The organism is Streptococcus cristatus (genome assembly GCF_963529205.1).
Taxonomy (GTDB): domain Bacteria; phylum Bacillota; class Bacilli; order Lactobacillales; family Streptococcaceae; genus Streptococcus; species Streptococcus cristatus_O.
Genome location: NZ_CAURYF010000004.1, coordinates 63,391 through 82,184 on the forward strand (window position 1 = coordinate 63,391; position 18,794 = coordinate 82,184).

General features: G+C 43.5%; 17 protein-coding genes. All 17 read left to right on the forward strand.

What is annotated here, in order from left to right:
• The first annotated feature begins 25 nt into the window (after positions 1 to 25).
• The gene (locus RWS39_RS01890) at positions 26 to 616 is read left to right on the forward strand and encodes an ATP-dependent Clp protease proteolytic subunit (protein ID WP_314479856.1); all 591 of its coding nucleotides are present in this window, start codon (positions 26 to 28) and stop codon (positions 614 to 616) included.
• An 87-nt stretch (positions 617 to 703) separates the two neighbouring features.
• Positions 704 to 973: a DUF2129 domain-containing protein gene (locus RWS39_RS01895; protein WP_314479859.1), complete on the forward strand. Its 270-nt coding sequence runs from the start codon at positions 704 to 706 to the stop codon at positions 971 to 973.
• Between the two features lie 99 nt (positions 974 to 1,072).
• Positions 1,073 to 2,233, forward strand: a complete 1,161-nt coding sequence (locus RWS39_RS01900; protein WP_314479862.1) for an ABC transporter substrate-binding protein — start codon at positions 1,073 to 1,075, stop codon at positions 2,231 to 2,233.
• 151 nt (positions 2,234 to 2,384) lie between these two features.
• A complete protein-coding gene (locus RWS39_RS01905) occupies positions 2,385 to 3,254 on the forward strand; it encodes a branched-chain amino acid ABC transporter permease (RefSeq protein ID WP_095666451.1) in 870 nt (289 codons plus the stop codon).
• A gap of 3 nt (positions 3,255 to 3,257) precedes the next feature.
• Positions 3,258 to 4,211, forward strand: coding sequence for a branched-chain amino acid ABC transporter permease (locus tag RWS39_RS01910; RefSeq protein WP_005589507.1), 954 nt, complete (start codon positions 3,258 to 3,260; stop codon positions 4,209 to 4,211).
• Positions 4,211 to 4,975, forward strand: a complete 765-nt coding sequence (locus tag RWS39_RS01915) for an ABC transporter ATP-binding protein (RefSeq protein ID WP_314479865.1) — start codon at positions 4,211 to 4,213, stop codon at positions 4,973 to 4,975. The genes RWS39_RS01910 and RWS39_RS01915 overlap by 1 nt, the downstream gene beginning before the upstream one ends.
• A complete protein-coding gene (locus RWS39_RS01920; RefSeq protein WP_005589511.1) occupies positions 4,975 to 5,685 on the forward strand; it encodes an ABC transporter ATP-binding protein in 711 nt (236 codons plus the stop codon). Before RWS39_RS01915 ends, RWS39_RS01920 begins: the two co-directional genes overlap by 1 nt.
• A gap of 820 nt (positions 5,686 to 6,505) precedes the next feature.
• Complete coding sequence (locus RWS39_RS01925) at positions 6,506 to 7,348, forward strand: NAD(P)H-hydrate dehydratase (protein WP_314479868.1); 843 nt, start codon at positions 6,506 to 6,508, stop codon at positions 7,346 to 7,348.
• A 221-nt stretch (positions 7,349 to 7,569) separates the two neighbouring features.
• On the forward strand, positions 7,570 to 7,794 hold the full coding sequence (locus RWS39_RS01930; RefSeq protein ID WP_125390383.1) for a helix-turn-helix domain-containing protein: 225 nt from the start codon (positions 7,570 to 7,572) through the stop codon (positions 7,792 to 7,794).
• Positions 7,795 to 7,886: 92 nt separating this feature from the next.
• Positions 7,887 to 9,227: an exodeoxyribonuclease VII large subunit gene (gene xseA, locus RWS39_RS01935; protein WP_314479873.1), complete on the forward strand. Its 1,341-nt coding sequence runs from the start codon at positions 7,887 to 7,889 to the stop codon at positions 9,225 to 9,227.
• Entirely contained in the window at positions 9,205 to 9,417 is a 213-nt protein-coding gene (locus RWS39_RS01940) for an exodeoxyribonuclease VII small subunit (RefSeq protein ID WP_314479875.1), read from the forward strand. The genes xseA and RWS39_RS01940 overlap by 23 nt, the downstream gene beginning before the upstream one ends.
• Positions 9,414 to 10,289 (forward strand): polyprenyl synthetase family protein, encoded by an 876-nt coding sequence (locus RWS39_RS01945; protein WP_314479878.1) that lies wholly within the window; start codon positions 9,414 to 9,416, stop codon positions 10,287 to 10,289. Before RWS39_RS01940 ends, RWS39_RS01945 begins: the two co-directional genes overlap by 4 nt.
• Positions 10,282 to 11,106, forward strand: a complete 825-nt coding sequence (locus RWS39_RS01950; protein WP_314479881.1) for a TlyA family RNA methyltransferase — start codon at positions 10,282 to 10,284, stop codon at positions 11,104 to 11,106. The genes RWS39_RS01945 and RWS39_RS01950 overlap by 8 nt, the downstream gene beginning before the upstream one ends.
• Positions 11,090 to 11,521: an arginine repressor gene (locus tag RWS39_RS01955; RefSeq protein WP_314479884.1), complete on the forward strand. Its 432-nt coding sequence runs from the start codon at positions 11,090 to 11,092 to the stop codon at positions 11,519 to 11,521. The genes RWS39_RS01950 and RWS39_RS01955 overlap by 17 nt, the downstream gene beginning before the upstream one ends.
• Before the next feature lie 8 nt (positions 11,522 to 11,529).
• Positions 11,530 to 13,188, forward strand: a complete 1,659-nt coding sequence (recN, locus tag RWS39_RS01960) for a DNA repair protein RecN (RefSeq protein WP_314479887.1) — start codon at positions 11,530 to 11,532, stop codon at positions 13,186 to 13,188.
• A gap of 52 nt (positions 13,189 to 13,240) precedes the next feature.
• Positions 13,241 to 13,969 carry a metallophosphoesterase gene (locus RWS39_RS01965; protein ID WP_314479890.1) on the forward strand — a complete coding sequence of 243 codons (729 nt, stop codon included), beginning with the start codon at positions 13,241 to 13,243 and terminating at the stop codon, positions 13,967 to 13,969.
• Positions 13,970 to 14,258: 289 nt separating this feature from the next.
• Positions 14,259 to 18,794 (forward strand): SHIRT domain-containing protein (locus tag RWS39_RS01970; protein ID WP_314479892.1); only part of this gene is annotated, 4,536 nt, incomplete at its 3' end.

Here is an 18,794-nt window from a genome sequence, read left to right on the forward strand (position 1 = left end):
AGATCGAATGAAGGAGAAAATATTCATGATTCCTGTAGTTATTGAACAAACCAGCCGTGGTGAGCGTTCTTATGACATTTACTCACGCCTTTTAAAAGACCGTATTATCATGCTGACGGGTCCTGTTGAGGACAATATGGCGAATTCTGTTATAGCGCAATTGCTTTTCCTAGATGCACAAGACAGCACCAAAGACATCTATCTTTATGTCAATACTCCTGGTGGCTCTGTCTCAGCAGGATTGGCGATTGTGGATACCATGAACTTCATCAAGTCTGATGTGCAGACAATTGTCATGGGAATGGCAGCCAGCATGGGGACTATCATTGCTTCTAGCGGTGCTAAGGGCAAACGATTCATGCTTCCAAATGCAGAGTATATGATCCACCAGCCAATGGGTGGTACTGGTGGCGGTACTCAGCAAACAGATATGGCCATTGCAGCAGAGCATTTGCTCAAGACGCGTAAGATCTTGGAGCAAATTCTTGCTGACAATTCTGGTAAATCGGTTGAGCAAATTCATGCAGATGCTGAACGTGATTACTGGATGAGCGCCCAAGAAACCCTTGAGTATGGTTTCATTGATGAAATCATGGCTAATAATAATCTTAGCTAGTCTTCAATTATAACTAGGAAAAAATGCCCCATTTGTGGGCTTTTTTTGATATAATCAATAGAGTATAAATGACCAGAGAGGATTGGCATGTTTAAAAAAGAAGAACGAATGGGCTTAATTATTCATCTATACTATAATCGAGATGCAAAGAAACTGGCTCATGTTGGAGATATTATTTATCATTCTAAGAAACACCGTTATTTACAGCTTTATGTAGCTAAAGAGCAAGCGGAGTCCCTAAAAGAAAGCTTGTCTAAAGAGTCTTATATCAAAAAAATTCAGCTTTGTGAGATTCAAAATCTTGATACAAATTTTGTTGGAAGCTTGTTTAGAAACCAAGAAAACGCTATTATTTAAAAAAATGGCTTCTTTGGGTTGACAATTGTCAGATAATTCGGTATATTCTTACTATATCATTTGCAAACAAAGCAAATAACAAAATAGAGGAGATTATTCATGAAGAAAAAATTTGCACTTTCGCTCGTAGCTTTTGCTAGTGCTGCGCTTCTAGCAGCCTGTGGAGAAGTTTCTACAAACAACTCATCTGCTACTGGAACAGAAATCGGTAAAACACTTAAGTTAGGTTTCAACTTTGAAGAAACTGGCGCTGTAGCAGCTTACGGTACTGCAGAACAACACGGTGCTCAACTTGCTGTTGATGAAATCAACGCAGCTGGCGGTGTAGACGGCAAGAAAATCGAAGTAACTGATAAAGACAACAAATCAGAAACAGCAGAAGCAGCTACTATTTCTACAAGCTTGGCGACTCAAGATAAGGTGAATACCATTATCGGTCCTGCGACTTCAGGTGGGGTTGCGGCTGCAATTGCCAATGCTGGTAAAGCTGGTGTGCCTTTGGTAACACCAAGTGCTACACAGGATGATTTGACAAAAAACCAAGACTATCTGTATCGTGCAACCTTTACTGATAGTTACCAAGGTAAAGTCATCTCTAAATATGTAACAGAAAACTTGAAAGCTAAGAAAGTTGTACTCTATTATGACAACTCAAGCGACTATGCTAAAGGAATGGCTGAAGCTTTCAAGAAAGAATACAAGGGTGAAATTGTTGCGACAGAAACCTTTGCTTCTGGTGACTCAGATTTCCAAGCTGCTTTGACAAAGATAAAAGGCAAAGAATTTGATTCATTGGTTGTACTAGGTTACTACACAGAAGCTGGTAAATTGGTGAACCAAGCGCGTGGTTTGGGAATCAATCAAACAATCGTTGGACCTGATGGATTTAGCGATGCTAAGTTTGTAGAACAAGCAACTCCAGCAGCAGCAACTAATGTTTATTATGTATCTGGTTTCTCAACTTCAGGTGACATGACAGATAAAGCGAAGAAATTCGTTGCAGCTTACAAAGCTAAATATAACGAAGAACCTTCAATGTTTGCAGCGCTCTCATATGACGCAGTTTACATGGCAGCAGAAGCATCTAAGGGTGCAAAAACATCTGTAGATATTAAAGATAACCTTGCTAAGTTAAAAGACTTTGAAGGAGTTACTGGATCCATTACCATTGATAAAGATCACAACCCTGTGAAGACAGCCTTGATGATCGGTTTGAAAGATGGTAAAGTAGAAGCTGTTGAAACAGTTAAACCTGAATAAAGGGTCTGAGGCTGGGAGCATTCCCAGTCTTTGGCTTGTTTATTACTTGCTTATGATGTTTGAGTAGAGACGGCAAGACAAGGCTTCGTCTGAGATTGTTGTTTCTGCTCTTATTTTATATTAGAAAGAGTGGTGTGGAATGCTCGAACAAATTCTTCAGCAGCTAGCCAATGGATTGATTTTGGGGAGTGTCTATGCGCTTCTGGCCTTGGGTTATACCATGGTTTACGGGATTATCAAACTGATCAATTTCGCGCATGGAGACATTTATATGATCGGTGCTTTCATGGGATATTACCTGATTAACACCCTTCACCTGAATTTCTTTGTGGCCCTTATTTTATCTATGGTTGGAACAGCAATCCTCGGTGTAGTGATTGAGTTCTTAGCCTATCGTCCGCTGCGCAATTCGACACGGATTGCAGCCTTAATTACGGCGATTGGGGTTTCTTTCCTTTTGGAATACGGGATGGTCTTCTTTGTAGGTGCCAATACTCGTTCTTTCCCTCAGGTGATTGAAACAGTGCGTTATACGATTGGACCAGTTTCGATTTCCAATATCCAACTAATGATTTTGGGAATTTCTATTTTACTCATGGTTGGTTTGCAGTTTATTGTGCAAAAGACGAAAATGGGTAAAGCCATGCGGGCTGTTTCCGTGGATAGCGATGCTGCCCAGCTCATGGGAATCAATGTCAATCGTACGATCAGCTTTACTTTTGCCTTGGGTTCAGCCTTGGCAGGAGCAGCAGGGGTGCTGATTGCCCTTTATTACAACTCGCTTGAGCCACTGATGGGAATGACCCCAGGTATCAAGTCTTTCGTTGCGGCAGTTTTGGGAGGAATTGGTATCATCCCGGGGGCAGCTTTGGGTGGATTTGTAATCGGTCTCTTGGAAACTTTTGCAACAGCAGTTGGACTGTCAGATTTCCGTGATGCGATTGTGTATGCGATCTTGATTATCATTCTATTGGTTCGTCCAGCTGGTATTCTAGGTAAAAATGTGAAAGAGAAGGTGTAATGTATGAAAAATAATTTAAAAGTAAATGCGTTATGGCTTGCTCTGATCCTCTTTGGCTACCTTTTGATGACAGTGCTTGCTAGCACAGGCATTCTCAATCCTTTCTATCTGCAAATCTTTGAGCAGATTGGGATTAATATTATCTTGGCCGTTGGCCTCAATCTTATTGTTGGTTTTTCTGGGCAATTCTCTCTTGGGCATGCTGGCTTTATGGCGATTGGTGCCTATGCAGTAGCTATTATGGGCTCTAAATCTCCAAACTATGGTACTTTCTTTATTGCTATGTTGGTTGGCGCTGTGATTGCAGGTGCAGTAGCTCTGCTTGTTGGTATTCCGACCCTGCGCTTAAAGGGAGACTATTTGGCAATTGCGACGCTGGGTGTTTCTGAAATTATCCGGATTTTGATTGTCAATGGAGGCGACCTGACTAATGGTGCGGCAGGTATCCTATCTATTCCTAACTTTACCTCTTGGCAGTTGGTTTATGTCTTTGTCGTAATTACAACTATTTTGACTCTTAACTTCCTCCGCAGTCCTATCGGACGTAGCACCTTGTCTGTTCGCGAGGACGAGATTGCGGCAGAGTCTGTCGGTGTCAATACAACAAAAATTAAAGTCATTGCTTTCGTTTTTGGAGCTATTACGGCTTCTATTGCAGGTTCTTTGCAGGCTGGATTTGTTGGCTCTGTTGTACCAAAAGACTATTCCTTTATTAATACAATCAATGTCTTGATTATCGTCGTTTTTGGCGGTCTTGGATCAATGACTGGAGCAATCGTTGCGGCAGTGGTATTGGGTATCCTCAATATGCTTTTACAAGATATCTCAAGCGTTCGGATGATTGTTTATTCACTTGCCTTAATCTTGGTGATGATTTTCCGTCCAGGTGGCTTGCTTGGTACTTGGGAATTTAGCTTGGCTAAGCTCTTTAAAAAGAATAAGGAGGTCAAAGAATAATGGCACTTCTTGATGTAAAAAAATTAACCAAAAATTTTGGAGGACTAACGGCTGTTAGCGATGTAAGTCTGGAACTGAACGAGGGCGAACTGGTCGGTCTTATTGGGCCTAACGGTGCTGGAAAAACAACTCTTTTCAACCTTTTGACAGGCGTCTATGAGCCGAGTGAGGGAACGGTTACTTTGGATGGTCATTTGCTGAATGGTAAAACACCTTACAAAATTGCAACTCTGGGTCTCAGCCGGACTTTCCAAAATATTCGTCTTTTTAAAGATTTGACCGTTTTGGACAATGTATTGATTGCTTTCGGTAATCACCATAAACCTCATGTATTGGCTTCTTTCTTCCGCCTTCCAGCATTTTATAAAAATGAAGAGGAATTGAAAACAAAAGCTCTGGAATTACTTGCTATTTTTGACTTGGATAAGGAAGCAGAAACCTTGGCTAAAAATTTGGCTTATGGTCAACAGCGGCGTCTGGAGATTGTCCGAGCGCTTGCCACAGAGCCTAAGATTCTCTTCTTGGATGAGCCAGCTGCTGGGATGAATCCACAGGAAACAGCTGAGCTGACTGCCCTGATCCGTCGGATTAAAAATGAATTTAACATTACCATCATGCTGATTGAGCATGATATGAGTCTGGTTATGGAAGTAACTGAGCGCATCTACGTACTAGAATACGGTCGCTTGATTGCCCACGGCACACCAGATGAGATTAAGAATGACAAACGCGTTATTGAAGCTTATCTAGGAGGTGAAGCCTAATGTCCATGCTCAAAGTTGAAAATCTATCTGTCCACTATGGCATGATTCAGGCTGTCCGTGATGTCAGCTTTGAAGTCAACGAGGGGGAGGTTGTTTCCCTTATCGGTGCCAATGGTGCTGGTAAAACGACTATCCTCCGCACGATCTCTGGTTTGGTTCGCCCAAGTGCTGGGAAAATTGAATTTCTAGGCAATGAAATTCAAAAAGTGCCTGCTCAAAAGATTGTGGCTGCAGGACTTTCACAGGTTCCAGAAGGGCGCCATATTTTTCCAGGTTTGACTGTCTTAGAAAACCTTGAAATGGGAGCTTTTCTTAAGAAAAATCGTGAAGAAAATCAAGCCAATCTCAAAAAGGTCTTCTCTCGTTTCCCACGCTTGGAAGAGCGTAAAAACCAAGATGCTGCAACCCTTTCAGGTGGTGAGCAGCAGATGTTGGCTATGGGACGAGCGCTCATGTCTACGCCTAAGCTCTTACTCTTGGACGAGCCGTCAATGGGGCTGGCTCCAATTTTCATCCAAGAAATCTTTGATATCATTCAAGATATACAAAAGCAGGGTACAACTGTGCTTTTGATTGAGCAAAATGCCAATAAAGCACTGTCTATCGCAGACCGTGGTTATGTTCTTGAAACAGGAAAAATCGTTCTGTCTGGAACCGGTCAAGAGCTCCTCGCTTCTGACGAAGTCCGCAAAGCATATTTAGGTGGCTGAAACAATCTGGGAGATTGTTTCAGCTTGCAGATGGGAACTCGTGATAGCGAGTTTTCGCTTATTAAGGTCCAGTGGACCTTTTTAAGTTGCGGATAAAGAAAACAGAGTTTTCGTCAAAATCCGGGGGATTGTTTCAGGTTGCAGATGGGAACTCGCGAAAGCGAGTTTTCTTCAAAATGTCTGGGAGACATTTTTAGGTTGTTGATAGAAAGTTACAGTAGTAACTTAACATTTTGAAAAGGTCCAATGGACCTTTTTTTGTTTTCAAGATAAATTTGTTTGTTTGGATGATCCGATAGCTGTTTTTGGTTACAACTAAAAAGTTACATTGGCAACTACATGTTTTTTAAAATCCGCTGGGTCTTTTTTAGATGAGGCTAGAGTATCGTGGTATAGTTTTCTTTGGTGGAAGTTTCCATTTATTAAGTGCTGTGGTAGTAAGCAATGTAACAGTTCCACATGGTCCTTTCTCTGAATCTATTTCTTCATTTTAAACATCGAGCGAAAATATGGTAAAATATGGGAGAAGAAAAATTGCTCGGGTATAAATAAAGGTTAAAAATTTCGGAAAAAATGTCAAAGTATAGGATATAGTTATTGGCGATAACTGGCGAGATGGAGAGTAATTTTAGCTTTTGATTGTGAAGTGAAGAAAGATAATGCTTTTTGTTGGGCTCAACACTGTTCTCTTACGCAACTAGAATTCAATAAAGATATGCTTATGAGGGATAGAAAATAGCAGTCGAATTTCTTTGCTTGATGTGCTTGAGCGGGTAATATTGATTTTTGAAAACATTTAAATAATTATAGAGGTTCAAATATGAAACTAGTCAGTGACAGGCTTTTGAAAAAGGTTATTATAAATCGATCGCCAGAAAGTCATAAAGGTAACTATGGTCGCCTGCTCTTGATTGGTGGGACCTATCCCTATGGCGGAGCTATTATCATGGCTGCTTTGGCCGCAGTAAGGAGCGGAGCTGGTTTGGTGACAGTTGCAACTGAACGGGAAAATATTTCCGGCCTCCATGCTCATTTGCCAGAGGCTATGGCCTTTGATTTGTGGGAGCAAGAGCGACTGATGGTTCAGATCCGCAAGGCTACTGTTATTTTAATTGGGCCGGGTTTAGCTGAAAATTCTTTAGAGAAATCGGTGCTGCAGTTGGTTTTACAGCTTGTAAACAAGCAACAAATCTTGATTATGGATGGGGGCGCTATCTCGCTTTTTGCCAAGCAAGTTCTGCCTTTTCCAGATTCCCAGACAATTTTTACCCCTCATCAGAAAGAATGGGAAAGCTTGTCTGGCTTGCCCATCGAGTCGCAGGACGAAAAATCTAGCCAAAAGGCTGTTGACCAATTTCCTAAGGGAACTCTAGTTGTACAGAAAAGGAATGGGACACGAGTTTTTCAGAGTGGAGAAAAGGATATTTATCAGCTACAGGTTGGTGGTCCCTATCAAGCAACCGGCGGTATGGGAGATACCTTGGCAGGAATGATTGCCGGCTTTGCAGGTCAATTTGAGCAGGTTTCACTTCTTGAAAGAGTGGCAGCTGCGACCTACTTGCATTCAGCCATAGCGGATGAATTAGCCAAAGAGGCTTATGTAGTATTACCGACAGAACTGAGTCGACAAATTTCAACTTGGATGAAAAATTTTAGTCAATAAATCTTGGGAGGCTTGGAAAAATCCGAGCCTCTTTTTGTGGATTAGGAAATCTTGTCTTAGTTAGGAAAAGTCTAGGATTCATCAACCTTCTCACATAATTACTTTTTTAATTTATAGAAAAAAGTTAATACGATAGAAAACTTTTTTGTGCTATAATAAAAATAAAGTATGAGACTTAAAAGTATAAAATCTAGTAGAAAAGGATAAGTGCGGAAAGTGCCATGTCAGAGCTAAAAGTAGCAATTGGGAAAAAAATTCGAGAACTGCGGGAACAACGTAAAATGACAAGGGAATTGCTGTGTGAGGATGAGACTCGTTTGACAGTCAGACAGCTTGCTCGTATTGAGGCAGGCGATTCGATTCCTAGTTTACTAACCTTAGAATTCATTGCGCAACAGTTGCACATCGAAATGTATCAAATTATCAAGGAAAGTACAAAATCTTAGTGATTAAAATTGGGAACTTGGAAGCACCGCCTTCTTCCATTTTTTGGTATAATAAAAGTTACGCAAATACTAGAAAATAGAAAGGGAGCGACATGCCAGATTATTTATCAGTTTCGACTTTGACTCGTTATCTGAAGATGAAGTTTGACCGTGATCCTTATTTGGAACGGGTTTATCTGACAGGTCAGGTCTCCAATTTTCGCAAGCGCCCCAATCACCAGTATTTTTCCCTCAAGGATGAGAAGGCAGTTATTCAGGCGACTATTTGGTCAGGTGTTTATAATAAACTTGGCTTTGAACTAGAGGAGGGCATGAAAATCAATGTCATTGGTCGCGTGCAGCTCTATGAGCCAAGTGGATCTTATTCGATTGTCATTGAAAAGGCTGAGCCAGACGGTATTGGCGCCCTAGCTGTTCAGTTCGAGCAACTCAAGAAAAAACTGGGAGAAGAAGGTCTTTTCCAAGATAAGTTTAAACAAGCCTTGCCTCAGTTTCCTAAGAAAATTGGGGTGGTGACCAGTCCTAGCGGGGCTGTCATCCGAGATATCATCACGACAGTCAGCCGCCGTTTCCCAGGCGTGGACATCCTGCTTTATCCGACCAAAGTTCAGGGCGAAGGAGCTGCCGCCGAGGTGGCGGCTAATATCCGTCGAGCCAATGAGCGAGAAGATTTGGATGTTTTGATTATTGGTCGGGGCGGCGGGTCCATCGAGGATCTTTGGGCTTTTAATGAGGAAATTGTCGTACGAGCCATATTTGCGTCTCAGATTCCGATTATTTCCAGTGTGGGGCATGAAACGGACACGACTCTGGCTGACTTTGTGGCAGACCGACGAGCAGCAACTCCCACAGCAGCAGCTGAATTGGCGACACCAGTCACCAAGCTGGATCTTCTGGGGCATTTAAGTCAACAGCAAAATCGTCTGTCCAATGCAGCCTCCAACCGTCTTTCCTACCAGCGAGAACGCTTGCATAAATTGGCTTCCTCTGTTATTTTTCGGCAGCCAGAGCGACTTTATGATGGCTACCTGCAAAAGTTAGACCAGCTTAATCTACGATTAAAGCAAAAAATTCGCGAATATTATAGTGAAGAAGTCCAGCAGGTCAAGATTCTCCAGCATCGCTTGGAGTCTCTGTTACCTCTGCGACAGGTGCAGCGCTATCAGGAGCAGGTTCGTCAGCAAGAACGCTTGTTGCGTAGTAATATGGCGGTGATCTATGACCATAAGGTGGCTGAAGCCAAGCGGCTGTCAGACGCGCTACTCATGCTGGATACCAGTCGTATTGTAGCGCGGGGCTACGCTATTATCCAAAAAAATGAAACAGTAATCGAGTCCAGTCAGGATATCAAGGAGAAGGATCAGCTGACCATTCTCATGCGGGATGGTCAGGTCCAAGTTGAGGTAAAAGATGTCAAAAGACAAGAAATTTGAAGAAAATTTAGCTGATTTGGAAGCTATTGTCCAGAAGCTGGAAAATGGGGATGTGGCCTTGGAAGAGGCAATCGCTGAATTCCAGAAGGGCATGCAGCTGTCTAAAGACTTGCAAAAGACGCTAGATCAGGCAGAAAAGACCTTGGTCAAGGTCATGCAGGCTGATGGCATGGAAACGGATATGGAATGACAACAGAGCATAAAATCAGGCAAATTGGCCTGACGATTCAAGATTTTTATCAGAGCAAGGAAGTGTCAGCGGATTTGACTGAGACCATTCTCTATTCTATCGAGGCTGGTGGTAAGCGGATTCGCCCTCTCTTGCTTTTGGAGTTGCTGGAGGGCTTTGGTCTGGAATTAACTCCTGCCCACTTTCAGGTGGCAGCAGCTCTAGAGATGATTCACACTGGCAGCCTGATCCATGATGATTTGCCAGCTATGGATAATGATGACTACCGCCGTGGGCGTCTGACCAGCCACAAGAAATTCGGGGAGGATATGGCCATTTTAGCGGGAGATTCTCTCTTTTTGGATCCTTATGGTTTGGTGGCAATGGTAGAGCTCCCTAGTCAGGTCAAGGTGGAGCTGATAGCAGAGCTGTCTTTGGCGGCTGGATCCTTTGGTATGGTAGCTGGGCAGGTTTTGGATATGCAGGGAGAAGGTCACAAGTTGACCATGGACCAGCTCCAGACCATTCATGCCAATAAGACAGGCAAGCTCTTGGCCTATCCTTTTGTAGCAGCAGGAATCATTGCTCAGACTGGTCAATCCGTCCTAGAGAAGTTCCGTCAAGCGGGAGAACTCTTGGGTCTGGCTTTTCAGGTGCGGGATGATATTTTAGATGTGACGGCTAGTTTTGAGCAGATCGGTAAGACACCGCAGAAGGATCTGGCGGCTGAGAAATCGACCTATCCAGCCTTACTAGGTTTGGATGGAGCTAGAGTCTTTTTCGATGAAACACTGGAACAAGCAAAAAGCCTGCTGGAGCAATTAGAAACAGAAAGTGATTTTTCAGCGGAAGAAATTCAAAAAATAATAGAAAGTTTGAGACTGGATGGCTAAGGAAAGAGTGGATGTATTGGCCTATCGACAAGGGCTCTTTGAGACCCGAGAGCAGGCCAAGCGCGGAGTGATGGCAGGCCTAGTCGTAGCACTTGCTAATGGAGAGCGCTTTGATAAACCAGGTGAAAAAATCGATGATACAACAGAGCTCAAGCTCAAGGGAGAAAAACTCAAGTATGTCAGTCGTGGCGGCCTGAAATTAGAAAAGGCTTTGCAAGTGTTTGGCCTTTCGGTGGCAGACCGAGTAGCCTTGGATATCGGAGCTTCGACTGGAGGATTTACCGATGTCATGTTGCAGGCGGGAGCACGACTAGTCTATGCTGTTGATGTCGGCACCAACCAGTTAGCCTGGAAACTTCGCCAAGATGAACGGGTCGTCAGCATGGAGCAGTTCAATTTTCGCTATGCCGAGCCAGCTGATTTTGACTTTCGGCCCAGCTTTGCCAGCATTGATGTCAGCTTTATCTCGCTCAGCCTGATTTTGCCGGCCCTCTATCATATTTTAGAGGAGGGAGGTCAGGTCGTGGCCTTGATCAAGCCTCAGTTCGAGGCTGGCCGCGAGCAGATTGGCAAGAAGGGGATTATCAAGGACAAGAAAGTTCATTTGGCGGTGCTGGAAACCGTGACAGCCTTTATGGTAGAAGCAGGTTTTTCAGTCAAAGGTTTGGATTTTTCTCCGATTCAGGGCGGGCATGGAAATGTTGAGTTTCTAGCCTTTCTGGAGAAAAGCGAGCAGCCGAAAAATGACTTGGAGCAAGACTTAGTCGCTGTCGTAGAGGCGGCCCACAAGGAATTTAAAGATGAAGAAGAAAGATAGATTAGAGAAAATCAGACGATTTGTCAGCGAATTTGAGATTGGCACCCAAGAGGAAATTGTGGAACATCTCAGGGAGTCTGGTATCACAGCGACACAGGCAACGGTTTCACGAGACATCAAGGAGCTAGGGATTGTAAAAATCCCTTTCAAAGATAATACCTATATCTATGAGCTTCCCAAAACAGCTGGAAATAGTCTGAAGTTGGCAGAAAATAATATTTTGGCCTGTCAAAATCTAGGAAATATGCTCAATCTCAATCTGGTGCCAGGGAGTGCAGCGGTGGTCAAACGCCACCTGAGTAAAGAATTTTCTGAGGAAATTTTCAGCATCATTGCGGATAATGACAGTATTTTAGTCGTTGCAGTGAGTGAAAGTGCAGCCCAAAAAGTCACGGCTGAAATCAATAATTGGTAGGAAAGTCTATGTTATTAGAAATTTCGATTAAAAATTTTGCCATTATTGAGGAGATTTCCCTTAATTTTGAGCAAGGTATGACGGTTTTGACCGGGGAAACCGGAGCCGGCAAGTCTATTATTATTGACGCGATGAACATGATGCTGGGCAGCCGTGCGACGACGGATGTTATTCGTCATGGGGCGCCTAAAGCTGAGATAGAGGGATTTTTTTCGCTGGAAAATAGCAGAGCTTTGCAAGAGATTTTTGAGGAGCAAGGCTGGGAGCTGACTGATGAGCTGATTATCCGTCGGGAAATTCTGCAAAACGGCCGCAGTGTCAGCCGTATCAATGGCCAGATGGTTAACCTGTCTGTTCTAAAGGCTGTCGGCCAGCACTTGGTTGATATCCATGGTCAGCATGATCAGGAAGAGCTGATGAGACCTCAGCTTCATATTGCCATGCTAGATGAGTTTGGCTCAGCAGACTTTTTGCATCTCAAGGGCCGCTATCAGGAAACCTTTGACCGCTATCGAAGCCTGCGCAAGCAAGTCCTGACTCTGCAGAAAAATCAGCAGGATCATAAGGCCAGAATTGAGATGCTGGAGTTTCAGATGGCGGAGATTGAGAGCGCAGCCCTCAAAAGCGGTGAAGATACCGCCCTGCATCAGGAACGAGATCGTTTGCTCAACCACAAGCTCATTGCCGATACGCTGACCAACGCCTATACCATGCTGGATAATGAAGATTTTTCCAGTCTGGGCAATGTCCGTTCAGCTATGAACGACCTTGAGTCTATCGAGGATTACGATCCAGCCTACAAGGAGCTTTCAGGCAGCTTGTCAGAGACTTATTATGTCTTGGAAGATGTCAGCAAGCGCCTAGAGGATATTTTAGATGGACTGGACTTTGACGGAGACCGACTGTTGCAGGTGGAGAGTCGCTTAGACTTGATTAACAGCATCACACGTAAATACGGTGGCCAAGTAGATGATGTGCTGGAATACTTTGCTCAGATTACCAAAGAATACAGCCTTTTAACTGGCAGCAACTTGTCCTCAGAGGATATGGACCGAGAGCTGAAGGCCTTGGAGAGAGAGCTGGTAGAGCTGGCCCAGGAGCTGAGTCAGGCTCGTCATGGCCTAGCAGCTCAGCTGGAAGCGGAAATCAAGCAGGAGTTGCAGGAACTTTACATGGAAAAGGCGCGCTTTAAAGTGCAGTTCAGTAAGGGCAAGTTCAACCGTGAAGGTAATGAACAAGTAGAGTTTTACATCTCAGCAAATCCGGGCGAGGATTTCAAACCTTTGGTGAAAGTTGCGTCTGGCGGGGAACTCTCCCGTCTCATGTTGGCTATCAAGTCTGCCTTTTCTCGTAAGGAAGGTAAGACCAGCATTGTCTTTGACGAAGTGGATACGGGCGTTTCTGGCCGAGTGGCCCAGGCTATTGCTCAGAAGATTCATAAGATTGGCTCCAATGGTCAAGTCTTGGCTATTTCCCATCTGCCGCAGGTCATTGCAATTGCTGATTATCAGTTCTTTATTGAGAAGATTTCGGATGAGAATTCGACTGTCTCAACGGTGCGCCTGCTGACGGCTGACGAGCGTGTTCAGGAAGTTGCTAAGATGCTGGCTGGCGAAGATGTGACGGAGGCTGCTTTGACGCAGGCTAGAGAATTATTAAAAAAATAAACAAGCGAGGCTGAGACACAAGTGTTTCGGTCTCCTTTAGAAAGTGGCGACTATGACAAAATATTTTGCAATCGGTGATGTCCATGGCAAGGCTGGTATGCTTGATGAGCTGCTCCAGCACTGGGACGGTCGTAGCCAACTAGTCTTTTTAGGGGACTTGATCGATCGTGGCGAGGACAGCCGAGCAGTTTTGGAGCGGGTCAAGGACCTAGTGAACCAAGAAGGAGCTATCTGTCTTTCTGGTAATCATGAGTATATGTTTCTAACCTGGCTGGACAATCCTGAAAAGTCTTATGACCACTACCGACGTAATGGCGGAGATACGACGATTAATTCGCTTTTAGACCGGTCTCTCAATGCTCCGGTAGATGGAGTAACGGACGCGGAACGTGTCAAGACGGAGGCATCCGATTTGGTGGCCTTTATCCGCCAGATGCCCTTCCTATTGGAGACGGATCATTACATTTTTGTCCATGCTGGCCTAGATTTGGAGCTCAAAGACTGGCGGGAGACCAGTGATTATCAAAAGGTTTGGATTCGCGCGCCTTTTCATGAAGGCAGCAATCAGACTGGCAAAAGGATCGTCTTTGGTCATACACCGACATTTTACCTCTTGCATGAGGCGCCAGGAACAGATCAACTATGGATGACTGAGGATGGCAAGATTGGTATGGATGGCGGAGCGGTTTATGGCGGAATCCTCCACGGAGTTCTCTTTGACGATAATGGCATCATAGAGCAGTATGCGATTAGAAATGATGGTTTTACAGCAGAGGACTGAGAAGGTGCTACAAATGCCAAAATAGTGTAGCTTACCGGTGTCTCGAATATTCCCTGCTGATAGAAAGAAAGCAAGAAGATTGAAGAAGTATAGCCTAGCTATCTTTTTCGATCTTTTTTGTTTGGATGAGATAATTTTTACTGAAAAAAATAGGCCAATGCATATAGTTATATAGGTTAAATTTCCTATCCTATAAGTAATCATAAACCCTTAAATAATAATTCAAAATATATGCAATTCCTCTTCTTTATGCTATAATAGTTATCGAAAAAGCTAAAAGGAGGAAAAGATGTTTTTTCAGGATAGAAAGATAAAGTATTCAATCCGCAAATTATCAGTTGCTACTGTATCACTTGCGATTGGATTTTTGTTTGCACCCGCAGCGATTGGAGCGGGTCAGGTTGCCCATGCAGATGAACTTGTGGCTACAGCTCAAGCGGAAAATAAGTCAGAAAATCAAGTCTCGGTGGGAACTTCTGAACCAGCGAAAACTGAAACTCAAGAGACTGCCTCAGTGACGCCTTCTGCACCTGTGCAAGTAGAAAGCAAAGAGGCTGTCTCAACAACAGTTCCTGCGCCAGCACAGACAGAAACGCAAGGGGATAACCAAGCCTCATTGAAATCTGCTACGCCTGCTGAGACAGAGGCAAGTCAAGCGACAGATTCGACTATTTTTAAAAATGCTCAGCCAGCTACAGGCACAAGCCAACCAGCTGCAGCCACTGCTCAACCTGCTTCAGCAAATGCAAGTCTAAACAAGAGCGCTTTAGAGAACTACCTCAAAAACTTGCGCAGCAAGGACTTTTCAAGTAAGACAGACGATAGTCTAGAAATCTTGAATGGCGTAATGACGGCTGCTGATGGTGTGCTTCAAACTGCAACAAAGCAAGAAGAAATTGATAAAGTTTATCGCAATCTCGTGACTTTTGTTAATTCTGGTCTTCGTGATAAAAATCCAAAATTCATCCCAGACAAGGATAAGACTCCTCGTTCGGCACTTTATGAGTTTGAAAGTGCTACACCAGGAAAAACAACTCCGCTTGCTCTGAACTACTTGAAGCCAGAAGACACAAAAATCTACAAAAAGGGCGATAAAGTAAAGGCCATCCAGCCAACTGAAACAACTTATGTAGAGAATGATGGAAGTGGTAGATGGACCTTTAAGGGCTATGACTATGATAGTCAGGTGATTGATAAAGATGATGTTTTCTTCACAGGGAAGTGGGAATATACACCAACACCATACAAGGCTACCTATAGAGCGGTTAATGGTTCACCTGGAAAAACTCCGCCACCTTATGTTGCAAACTGGAGTCCAGAAGATAAAAGAAGATTTGCTGAAGGTGAAGTAGTAAAAGCAGGAGAATTTCACTGGGTTTTTTATACTTCAGAAGAATTTCCTAACCGAAAAGGTTATTGGGCTTTTACTGGCTATGATGCTCCAAGTAAAGTGGCAAACAATGGCGATGTGGAGTTCGTAGGAACTTGGAAATACTTTGAGGATGTCATTGTATCCTACAAGGCTGTGAACGAGCAAGATTGGGAGAATTTTTATAAGTTACCAAGTAGTCCTAAGACCTCAAACTATGACAAATATAGATTACCTCTTCCTAAGGAGATAAAGGATCTAGAAAGCAAGCTATACGATTACAAGCTTTCTCTCAATCAGTTTGATAAACGCAATGAGTATTTACCTAAAGATATACTGGATACGCTAGCTGCTTTGTACCGCTACGATGAAGTTCAAGGCGTCTACAAACCATTTTATGATGCAGAACATGAAGGGAATTGGACCTACGAGGAAGATGTCGTAGATTTAACCTTCAGTCGTGAACTAGAACGTGCGGCTACATATGGGGAATTGCCAAAAGTTACAATGCCATTGACGTTTACATTTAAACCAGTTCCTCGGAAACCGACTTATGAGTTTGTCAGTGGAACGGCTGGCAAATCATTACCTGCTGAGATCAATAATCTGAAGCCAGTATATGCGCCAAGTGAATGGACATATATGGATAGGAAGACATATCCGAAAGGCAAGGATATAGTTCAGTCTGTTAAACCGCTGAATGGTTCCTACTATGATGCAGCTAACGATGGTACTTGGAACTTTTCGGGCTATGATTTTGATAAAAAACCAGTGAGCGACTGGGAGCACGATGGATGGAATCTCAAGTTCACAGGTACTTGGACATTTACACCGGGAACCTATCCAGAAAACTATAAGTTTGTCAGCAAAGACCCTAGCCTGTCTCTCCCAGAGGAAATCACGACCTATATTCCAAGCACTGGAAAAAACTATAGTAATGGCGATACTGTCCTTGCAACAGCTCCCCTGAAGACGACCTACATGGACTTTGTAAACAAGGGAACTTGGAAATTTGAAGGTTATGATACCGATAGTAAGGTAGTCAACAAAAATGCCGTTCTCTTTACCGGCTCTTGGTCCTTCACACCACACAGAGATAAGACAGTTTCCTTTGACTTTGTGAGTGATACTCCAGGGAAGACTATTCCTGATGATTTGAAGACACAAATTCCAGCTCCTATCACGACTTCTCCGTCAGATTATTCTGACAATGTCTATAATGCTATTAGCTATTTGTATCAATACAATGACACAGAAAATGATGGTACATGGGTTCCTCAGCAGATTCCTCAGCAAAAGGAGGACGTTGAGAAACCAGCTAACGATGAGGATTCTACCTACACTGTTCATTGGAAATTTGTACCGAACAGGCATAGTGTTTACTATGACTTTTATACAGATTCAAAAGATGATTCTGGTCAAGAGCTCTATCCACCATCAACTTTGTTTGAGCTAATATCTGACACAAGAGAATTTGTCAAGGGTGAAAAAGCTAGCGTTAAAATGCCGTCTAAGACAAGAATTGAGGATCCTGATGGTAGAGGAACTTGGATCTTTGATGACTACTATGAGGATGATAATACGACTATTTCTCCACGCGTGAAAACAGTAGAGAACGGAGACGTCCTCTTCAAAGGAAAATGGATTTTTGTTCCTACTGATCAGTCTGATACGATCTACAAATTAGAGTATAAATTTACTAACTCGACTCCTGCTTATCCTCTTCCAAGCAAGATTCGCGATATGCTTCCAGCTGGCACTGATTTCGTTGCACGAGCTGACGATTACAAAGATGCCAGCAAGCTTGACACATCTACAGTAACTGTTCCGACAGGCACTTGGACCTTCCATGGTTTTGATGCAGATAAATACGGAAAAGCTATTGCAGGTACGAACGTGAAGACCATCACAGGAACTTGGAGCTTTACGCCAAATGGTATAGACTATCAGTTCCAATCAACTAATCCTGATTTCGTATTACCAGATCATATCACCAAGTTGACTCCGAAAAACCCAATTGATTATAAGATGGGCGGTCTGTTCCTTACAGAAGTAAACGCTGAGCAACCAAGTGAAACGACTTATGTTGACACAGCAAACAAGGTAACTTGGACATTTGCAGGATACGATAAAGAAAAGATCGTTGTGGCAAAAGGTAGACAGACTTTCCTTGGAAGCTGGGTACCTACTCCAAATCCAGAATATGTATTCAAATCTTCTAAAGCAGGTGTTCCATTGCCACAAAGTATTTTGGGAATGTTGCCAAGTGATGAGGCTTCTTATAAGGTTGGTGACACCATTGTAGCCAAACAACCTGCTGAAGAATCAGTAGTTGAAGAAGAAAAAGACTATGTCTGGACCTTCAAAGGTTACGATCAGAAGAATGCGACGTATAATGGCAAGCGTGTGACATTTACGGGTATCTGGGAAGTAACGCCTAGACCACATCATGTAAGCTATGCTTTTGTGAGCGAAACGGCTGGTGTTGATTTGCCTGAATTTATCCAGAAGAAAGCACCAAAAGATAGCTCAAGCTATTACAACACGCAAAAAGTTGTACCAGAAGAGCCGACAACAAAGACTTACAAAGATGATGTGAACGACGGTACCTGGACTTTCGATGGTTACGATGCCAAAAGTAAGATTGTGAAAAAAGCTGATTTGACTTTCACAGGTAAGTGGAAGTTTAAAGCCAACAAGTACCAAGCTACTTACCGCTTCGAGAGTGAGACAGCAGGTAAGCAACTTCCAGCAGGTATCGCAAGGCTGCTTCCAAGCGACAGTGCAACATATGAAAATGGCAATACTGTTTCCGCTAAGCAACCAGCGCAAGCGACCTACACAGATAGTGTGAACGATGGCACCTGGACCTTCAAGGGCTACGACGCAGCTAGCGCCGTTGTCAACAAGTCCAATGTTGAGTTTGTCGGTAAATGGACCTTTGAAGCTAACAAGTACCAAGCTACTTACAGTTTCGCAAGCGCAACAGCAGGTAAGCAACTTCCAGCAGGCATTGCAGCATTGACTCCAAGCGACAATGATTCGTATGTGAATGGTGCTTCTGTTACCGCTCAACAACCAGCGCAAACGACCTATACAGATAGTGTGAACGATGGCACATGGAGCTTCAAGGGCTATGACGCAGCTAGCGCCGTTGTGAACAAGGCTAATGTAGAATTTGTAGGAAAATGGACCTTTGAAGCCAACAAGTACCAAGCTACTTACCGCTTCGAGAGCGCAACGACAGGTAAAGCTCTTCCAGCAGCCATCGCAGCATTGATTCCAAGCGACAGTGCAACTTATGTGAATGGTGCCTCTGTCTCAGCTCAACAGCCATCTCAAACCACCTACACAGATACCGTGAATGACGGTACATGGACGTTTAAGGGTTACGACGCAGTTAGCGCCGTTGTCAACAAGGCTAATGTAGAATTTGTAGGAAAATGGACCTTTGAA

What these genes read in the sequence shown, in the direction of transcription:
- RWS39_RS01930 (WP_125390383.1), top strand. Translation starts at nt 7,570, where the DNA reads ATGTCAGAGCTAAAAGTAGCAATTGGGAAAAAAATTCGAGAACTGCGG.
- RWS39_RS01925 (WP_314479868.1), top strand. Translation starts at nt 6,506, where the DNA reads ATGAAACTAGTCAGTGACAGGCTTTTGAAAAAGGTTATTATAAATCGA.
- recN (WP_314479887.1), top strand. Translation starts at nt 11,530, where the DNA reads ATGTTATTAGAAATTTCGATTAAAAATTTTGCCATTATTGAGGAGATT.
- xseA (WP_314479873.1), top strand. Translation starts at nt 7,887, where the DNA reads ATGCCAGATTATTTATCAGTTTCGACTTTGACTCGTTATCTGAAGATG.
- RWS39_RS01950 (WP_314479881.1), top strand. Translation starts at nt 10,282, where the DNA reads ATGGCTAAGGAAAGAGTGGATGTATTGGCCTATCGACAAGGGCTCTTT.
- RWS39_RS01940 (WP_314479875.1), top strand. Translation starts at nt 9,205, where the DNA reads ATGTCAAAAGACAAGAAATTTGAAGAAAATTTAGCTGATTTGGAAGCT.
- RWS39_RS01915 (WP_314479865.1), top strand. Translation starts at nt 4,211, where the DNA reads ATGGCACTTCTTGATGTAAAAAAATTAACCAAAAATTTTGGAGGACTA.
- RWS39_RS01890 (WP_314479856.1), top strand. Translation starts at nt 26, where the DNA reads ATGATTCCTGTAGTTATTGAACAAACCAGCCGTGGTGAGCGTTCTTAT.
- RWS39_RS01900 (WP_314479862.1), top strand. Translation starts at nt 1,073, where the DNA reads ATGAAGAAAAAATTTGCACTTTCGCTCGTAGCTTTTGCTAGTGCTGCG.
- RWS39_RS01910 (WP_005589507.1), top strand. Translation starts at nt 3,258, where the DNA reads ATGAAAAATAATTTAAAAGTAAATGCGTTATGGCTTGCTCTGATCCTC.
- RWS39_RS01920 (WP_005589511.1), top strand. Translation starts at nt 4,975, where the DNA reads ATGTCCATGCTCAAAGTTGAAAATCTATCTGTCCACTATGGCATGATT.
- RWS39_RS01895 (WP_314479859.1), top strand. Translation starts at nt 704, where the DNA reads ATGTTTAAAAAAGAAGAACGAATGGGCTTAATTATTCATCTATACTAT.
- RWS39_RS01965 (WP_314479890.1), top strand. Translation starts at nt 13,241, where the DNA reads ATGACAAAATATTTTGCAATCGGTGATGTCCATGGCAAGGCTGGTATG.
- RWS39_RS01955 (WP_314479884.1), top strand. Translation starts at nt 11,090, where the DNA reads ATGAAGAAGAAAGATAGATTAGAGAAAATCAGACGATTTGTCAGCGAA.
- RWS39_RS01945 (WP_314479878.1), top strand. Translation starts at nt 9,414, where the DNA reads ATGACAACAGAGCATAAAATCAGGCAAATTGGCCTGACGATTCAAGAT.